Origin of the sequence: Streptomyces sp. MBT53, assembly GCF_016654115.1 — a bacterium.
Lineage (GTDB): Bacteria > Actinomycetota > Actinomycetes > Streptomycetales > Streptomycetaceae > Streptomyces.
Map to the genome: position 1 here is coordinate 1 of NZ_JAEQAZ010000286.1, position 8,046 is coordinate 8,046.

General features: G+C 72.9%; 1 pseudogene. It reads right to left on the reverse strand.

From position 1 onward, the window contains the following. Positions 1-8,046: pseudogene (locus JHN45_RS48270) on the reverse strand (hypothetical protein); the annotation flags it as partial.

The window sequence follows — 8,046 nt, forward strand, 5'->3', positions numbered from 1 at the left end:
GCGGCCTGTTCGGCGGCGGCGCGCGCGGCGGCGACGCGCTCGGCGCGCACGGCGTTCTCCGCCTGCGTCAGCGCGGCCAGGGCCGTCCGCAGATCGTGGCGCCCCTTGGCCTCGTCCCGCACATGCCGCTGGATCACCGACGGCAGGGTCGTGACGGTGCTCCGGGCCTCCGCGAGGTCCCGCTTCATCCGTGTCACCAGCGCCTCGGCCTTGCGCGCGGCCTCGGCCGAGTCCGCGGCCGTCTCCGTCGCCCGCCGGTGGACGTCGATCGCGCCCGTGACCGCGAGCCGCGCCTTCCGATGGGTCTCTACGGCGGTGGCGTGCGCCCGGTTGGCCTGCTGGAGGGCGGCGGTGAGGCGGTTGAGGAGCTGCGGGGTGTCGGCGAGGGTGTGGGTGGCGTTGTGCAGGATTTCGGCCTGCGCGTCGAAGGCGTTCCACGCGGTGGTCAGGTCGGGGTCGGCGGTGACGAGGGCGCCTTCGGGGGTGAACTCCCAGCGGCGGACGCCCTGTTGGTCACGGGTCATCAGTTCCACCGGGCGGTGGCCGAGCACGGCGGTGCGCGAGGCGGCGTAGAGGGCCTGGCCGAGGCGGGTGCCCTGCGGGTCGTCGCCGAGGGCCGCCCAGAACTGCACGCCCCGGCTGCCGGCGGGGATCGCCGAGTGCAGACGTTCGGGCAGGGTGTGCGGTTGGGCGGTGGCCCAGTCGGGGACGAGCGCGGGCAGGTCGTGGACGTCCGGCGGGAATTCGGCCGGGGTGAGCAGACCGTGGCCGAGGAGGTCGCGTTCCTCGACGCGCAGGGTGACGGTGCCGGTGACATGGCGGGTGCCCTCGGGTCCCTCGACGAGCAGATGGGCATCGGCGTCGACGACGTAACTGCGTGTGCCGCGTGCCCCGTTGGCGGGTGCGGAGGTGCTGCCGGACTTGAGCCAGTCGCGGCGGCTGCCGGTGGTGGTGCCGCCGAAGGTCGAGGGCTGGGTCTGCCGCTGGGCGAGCGGGACGCCGATCCCGGCGATCTCGTGGTTGTCGTCGTCGCCGCTGAGGAGTTGCGTGAACGAGGTGGCGAGGGAGTGGTCGGCACCGGCCGCGGTGCTCACCGTGTCGGTGGTGTTGTGGAGTTGGTCGAGGGTGACGTCGTCGGCGTTGGTGGAGCGACGCGGGTTGTAGAGCGACACCGCGATGGTCGAGGGCCGGTCCGGTGCGCCTTCGAAGGGCGCGGTGCCGGGCATCTTGCGGGTGAGGTCGGCGGCCAGCCGGGGGCGGTCGAGGGCGACCTGTCCGGCCTGGATCAACTGGCCCAGCCGGACGGCCTGTCCCTCCACCGAGACGGAGGTGATCTGCGCGTGCCAGCCACGTCCGCCGCGCGGTGCCACGTCGTTGAGGGCGGTCTCCAGATGCGCCCAGCCGTCGAAGTGGAACGCCGGGGTCGGCCCCACCGGGTGGAACATCTGCGCGGGGACGAGATACGGGCCGGCGGCCGGCCCGGTCGGCCGCACGCGATTGCGCGGGTCGACGCCGGAAACGGCGGACGGAGCGTTCACCCGGGCCGGGCCACCGGATGGCGCGATGGCCTCGGTGCCGGTGAACCGCAGCGCCAGCCGGGTCGGGACGGTGCTCGTGCGCGGGTTACCGCGGGCGAGCAGGGCCTCCGTCAACCGGCGTACGTCGCCGTCCGCGTCGGCCCAGGCGATGACTCCGTTCTGGATGAGACCGCCGATGACGTTCGGCGGCCAGTCCACGACCAGCGCGGAGCGGACCGACAGCTCGTAGTCGTACTCCAGGCCGTCGAAGTCGGCGCCGTTGTCCGTGCGCAGCCAGAAGCGGTTGTCGGCCGTGGTCGCCCGCCTGGCGGAGATGCTGCTGGCCGACTGCGGGGTGAACACGGGCGCCGAGCGGTCCGTCTTGCTGGGGTCGGGACCCTGGTTCGGGCGGAGGTAGCGGGTGGTCAGGGTGACCGGGAGCTGGGTCTGGCGGACCGAGGCGCGGGTCGTGGTACGGCCCGCGGCGGTGTGCGACTGCCACTGTTCCAGGCCCGAGCCAGGGGTCGAGGAACCCAGCACGGCGGCCAGGTTCTGGGTCCGCCGGGGCACCGCCGTGAGCGTCACCTCGACCAACCGCTCGCCGCCGAAGCCGTGGTGGCGGAAGTGGAAGCGGGTGGTGGCCCGGCGCGGGGTGCCGTCCGGACCGCGGCCGGGCAGCGAGCGCAGCCCGGCGGACGAGGTGAGCTGCGCGACGCGCCCGTGCACACCCTGCTGGTAGCCGGGGTGCCCCGGGGTGACCGCTCCGGGTGCCTCGGCCTCGACCAGCGCGAGCAGTTCGCGCCGGATCCGCCCGCGCCGCTCCCGCAGGGCGACCGGCCCCAGCGGGATCTGGCCGGCGTTGGGCCCGGTCGTGGGGACGGGGGCGGCGACGGGCCGGTCGTACTCGATGACCGAGAGGACTCCGCCGAGGCCCAGTTCGCGGTTGCGTGTGTACGGCGCCGGGAGGGGCGCCGTCAGGGTCGGGGCGGGCGCGGGGGCGAGCCCCTGCACCGAGCCCATCCACCGTGCGTCGCGGGCGAGTTGGCCTTGCGTCATCAGGAACTGGAGGCCGTCCGGGACGTCCACCACGAAGCTGACGGGCTCGATCGTGCCGGGCTCGCCGACGCCGTTGAGCAGGTTGCGCGAACCGGCCCGGACCGTGACCAGATGGGTGACGTCGGCGACCACCCGGTGCAGGTCGCCGCTCTCGGTGGGGGTGCGGTTGACGCCCGTGCCGGCGGCGAGCGTGTCGGCGGTGTCGGTACGGGAGACATGGCCGAGGCGTGCCGACGGGTTGAAGAGGCCCTTGTACGACTTGCCGCTGGTCTGGCTGGTGGAGACCGAACCGTCCGACTCCGGACCGGTGTTGCCCTGCCCGGCCGCGTTCACCGGGCCCTTGGGCTGCTTGGGCGGGTTCTGGGTGAGGACCCCGCTGCCGCCGAACTGGTGTGACTTTCCCAGGGACTTGAGCTGCTGGGCACTGTCGGTGGCGGAGACGCCCGTCTCCAGGTACTGCCGGGTGGTGTCCAGCAGCCGGGGCCGGTGCGCGACCGCCTGGATCTCCAGCGTGTACTGACCGTCGGCGAGCGTCCCGGGCAGGCTCAGGCCCTCAACTACGTAGGAGTTCTTGAACAGTTCGTGGCCGTGGGCGACCAGACTGCCCGGCGTGATCGCCGCGTGCCGGGTCTCGGCGGCGCGCGTCGTGCTGTCCGTCAGCCCGCGCCCGGCGAGCGGGGAGACACCGTCGCGTGCGGGCGGGGGCGCGGCGACGGTCGGGGCAGGAGCGGTGACCGGGAGGATCGGACCCGTGCCGGTGCCCGTGGTGGCGGGGGGCGTCGGCTGGGCCTGGCGGCGGATGTCCGCGGCGGCCCGCCGGAAGACCGACTCGATGGCCGCGGCTCCGCGCACGGTGTCGATCAGCGCGTCGTCCGGTATCCGCACCAGCTCCGGGCGCGGGACACCGTGGGCGTCGGTGCCGTCGAACCGGGCCATGTCCACCGGGTTGGCCGGACGCGGCGCCCCGTCGACCCGTACGGGGCGCGGCGCGACGGTCGTCGCGGAGGTGGTCGCCGCAGAGGTCGTCGCAGGGGCCGCCGTGGCCGCGCGGGTACGGCCGTTCGGCACCGCGAGCCGCAGCGTGCCGGTGACGGTCGGCGGGTGGACGACGGGAGGCGCGGGGACGACGGGAGCCGTACCGGTGGCGGGAGGCGCGCCGGTGACAGCCGGGGCCGGGGCGACAACGGGTGCCGGGGCGGGGGCCGCCGACCGGTTCACGTTCTGTCCGAACCGCTCGCTGGGCTGGTCACCGTCGCCCGCGTACAGGTCCAGGGCCAGCCGCACCGGCACATCGAACGCGTGGGCGTCCTGGCCGGTGGCGATGAAGAACTGGTCGTGCCCCGTGGCACCGCCCACGGTGTCGCCGTGCGTGATCTGCCGGCCGTACTGGTAGTCGCCCCCGAACCCGATCGACCCCCACGGTCCCGTGGGTCCGCTGACGCTGGCCATCGGTCCGAGCGCACCGCCGTACGACTCACCGCGCTGCTCGGCATCGCTGCCGGCCATCTGGGCCAGCCCCATGACCTGGATGCCCGGAAGAACGAGGTTGTGGGTGCTGGCCTGCGTGGTGTCGCGTTCGGCGGTGAGCAGCAGCCGGACCCGACGGACGCCGGTGTCGGTCCTGTTGGGCACCTCGAAGTGCAGGGCGTGACCGCCGTCCACCATCGAGTCGGTCGCGGCACGCAACCCGGTGCGGGAACGTGCCTCACGCAACCGGCGCAGGTTGTTCAGCTGGGCGTGCAGCCGGATCTGGTGCTCGGGCTCGTGGTTGCGCAGCACGCCGATACCGGTGGCAGCGGACGGCAGGAAGCCCTCACGGCGCAGCCACGCCTCGGCCTCGTCGAACAGGCCGTCCGTGCCGGTGACGTCGAGCGGCGCCGCGCTCAGCCCGATGCCGTCCAACCGCTCCAGCGAGTCCGGGAGTTCACGCGTCTCGGCCACGGTGGGCGCGCGCCCCGTGGCGTCGGCCTTGCTCAGGACCCGTAGGTCCATGCCGTGGGCCCGGGTGAGCGCCGGGGCCGCTGTCTGGGTGCCGTCCGGCCGGATCAGGGTGACCTGGTAGGTGACGCCGGAGGGGGTGAGCAGATGGCCCCGGTTGGTGCGGACGGCGTGCATCGTGCCGGCCGAACTGCCCGCGCTGTAGGTGTTGGTGACGGTCGCCTGGGTCTGTCCGCGCAGGCCGAGACTGCCGCCGATGACACTCGACGCGTCCGGATGGCCCGGACTCTGGTCACCGGTGAGCGCGGCGGCACCGCTGCCGCTGACCCCCAGACCGCTGGTGTACCTCGACGAGAGGTCGACCTTCGCGGTGTTGACCAGGTGGCTCTCCAGGTTGATCTGGCCCGGGGTGCTCTGCCGCACCGGGGTCCCGACGGTGGGCACGGTCACCAGGTGCAGCATGCCGACCGCGTTGCCGTCGACATCGGTGATCACGGGCGAGTAGATCCCGCCGTCGACCTGCATGGGCAGCGTGCCGCGCAGCACCTGCTCGGAGAGGAAGTCCGCGACCTGCCCGGCCGCCGTGTCGTCGAGATCCGCGCGGAAGGTCTGGTGGACGTGTTCGTACAGGGCTCTGGGGTCGATCACCGAGTCGACGCCGTAGAGCGGGAGATCGGCCGGATCGGCCGGCGGGGGCAGCGAACCCGGCGCCGGGTCGGCGGTGGTGAGATGCCGGGGGAACCAGATCGTGGTGGGACCGTGCGACACCGGCACGCTCCACCCGTCCGGGGCGGGCGCCGTGGCCGTCGTGGCCGGCGCCGCGGTGACCGCCGGGGCGTCCACGCGCACCCGCCACCGCGTGGTGAACTCCACTGGATCGGAAGGCTCGTTGGAACGCTGGGCCGAGGTCGTCTGGACGGCCTGCGTGACGGTCGTCGCGTCGCTGGCCTGGTTGTGCGTGATGGCCGCCGTCAGCGATCCGTCGATCGCCCGTACCGCGGTCGGGGCCGTGATCGGCCAGGACCCGGTCCACGGCACCTGGAAGGTCCGATACGTCCCCGACGGCTGACTGGAGAAGTTCTCCCGCGTCCCGAACCCACGCCGCTCGACATGCTTGTCCGGGTCACGCTCGTCGAAACGCCCCTGCCGCAAAGACTCCCGAGCATCGGAAAGCGTCAGCTGTACGTCCACGGTGTGATCGCGCCCGTCCACCCGGACGGTGACGCGGTACCCGCCGTTCGAGCGCAGATACGGCAGTTGGAGCGCGAGGCTCTCCCGGCTCAGGACATCCCGCACCTGCTCGCGCACCGACTCGGGCGGGTTGTCCGCATCCAGCCCGAGCGCCTCGTAGACCTGACCGTGCAGCCCCTCGATCACCTCGTCGGAGAACGGCTCCGCGTACACCAACCCGACCGTGCCGTCCGGGAGCGCGCCGTAGGACGTCACGTACGTCGACTGGTGTTGGCCCCGCGGCGACGGCGGGACGGCCGGGGCGTTGGAGGTGGGCCAGGTGAGGGAGGAGTCCGAAGGGATGGGGGTCGTGTCGGGGTCCTGGACGGGACCGCCCTCCAACTGGCCCGTGTGGTCGTGGAGTTGAGAGCCCGCAGCGGTGACGTCCTCGATCGCGCGGAGGTAGCGGCCGGGGATGTGGACCGGGCTCTTGGTGTCGGCCATGAGACCGGTGGTGCGGACCGTCGTGCTGTTGGGGTGGTTGCGCAACAGGAAGTCGTTGTCGCGCTGCTCGTCCGGCAGGCCCAGGTAGTGCAGGACCTCGTGCAGGAGATCCTCGTCCGAGTGGTGGGCATCCAGGTGGAGTTGGTCGGCGCGGGCCGGGTTCTCGGTGTCGGTGAGAGTGATCGCCTCGGGGTGGGACGGGTCGTCGATCAGATTGACGTTGATGTGGAGCTGGTCGCCTGAACTGGGCAGCGCCAGGCCGGAGTTGAGGTGCGTGTCCAGGAGAGCGGTGATGCGGTCCTTGAACTGCCCGGTCAGCGCGGGGTTGTTGGTGGTGACCGGGAGGTTGAGCGTGTAGTCCCGGACCCACTGACCGTTGGGCGCCTGGATACGACGGATGTTGGCACGGACGAGCGTCGTCGCGCCGCTGAGGACCCCCGGGCGGGGCGCGTTGCTCTGATCCGCGTGCGGATCGAACCGCTCCGTGCTGTGCACCGCCGCGCGGGCGTACGGGCGCAGGTCGTGCCACGTGTCCTTGGGGGCAGGATCGACGACACGGGACGCGGGCAGGTCGTCGGTGGTGTCACGGGTCGGCGCGGGACGGTAACGGCCGTCCGGCTGAAGGCTGTTGGCGTCCTCCGGACCCCGGGGCGCCTTCGACGGTGTGACGGTCTCCGGGGCGGTGCGGGTGTTCGCGCCGCTGGCGCTGTAGTGGTTCAGGCCCGTGTAGTGGACCTCCAGCGCGGGCGTGTTGGTGGTCGTCGGGCCGTAGCGCAGCACGATGCCCCGGGGACCGGCGGGTGTGGTGGCCACCGGCTCGAAGACGTGGATCGGGGCGTCGAGGGTGTCGGCGAGCAGCGGCAGGAAGGTGTCCCCGACCGGGTGCGCCCACATGTCCGACCAGTTCTGCACCGCGCGGTCGAGCTCGCCCGCCTCGTATGCGGTGAGGGGGGCGGTGCTCCGGTGGTACCCGGCGATCAGCAGCGAGCGGCGCTCGGCCGGTGTCATGGCGGTGAGCGTCGGCAGCGCGTTCACTGCCTGGAGGTAGGCGAACATCCGCCGGTTGCTCGGTGGGTTGCCGGCCGGTGCGGGGGGTGCGTTCACCGCCGAGACGGCCAGCGTGTAGCGCATCTGGAGGTCGGCCGGGTCCAGGTCCTCGGCGTGGGTCATGCCCTGGATGCCGTACCGGGCCAGCTCGTTGTCGATCTGGGCGTCGGGCATGCCCGGCACCGTCTCGGCGAACCCGTCGGCGAGAACGCCCCGGAGTTGGCCGAGCACCTGCGGCGGGAGGGGCCGACTTCCGTTGCCCGCCGCCGCCAGCCGGGCCACCACCAGGTTCTGCAACCCCTGCTGTGCGGCCCGCAGGTGGCCCGCTCCCCGGTGCGTCGTCTGCGGGTTCCCCGCCACCGTCCTGAGGGTCTGCCGTACGTCGTCGGGCCGGGCGAGCCAGGCGGCGGTTCCCGCGGCGATGGCCGGGGTCGCCTGCCGGAGGTGGGTGCGGACCAGGTGCGGCGCGCTGCCGATGACGGCGTAGAGGAGGCAGTTGCCGTCGCCGGGGGTCAGGACGGCTCGGCCCGTGGGGGGTATGTAGGGAGACAGCGGGGCGGGCGGGGTCGTGCCGGGCTGCTGCGCCGTCTTGGCCTTGCTCTTGCCGGTGCTCGTGCTCGTGCTCGTGTTCTTGCCGGTGACCGGCTTCTTTCCCTTGCCGGTCTTGTCTGATTTGCCGCCGCTGGTACCGGACTTGGCCGGTGCGTTCTTCTTCGGCTGCTGTTTCGCCGGCTTCGGTGTGGGCGCGGCGGGGGTCGTACCGGTGGTGGCGGGCGCCGGGGTGTGGGTCTGGCCGCCGCGTCCACCTCCACGT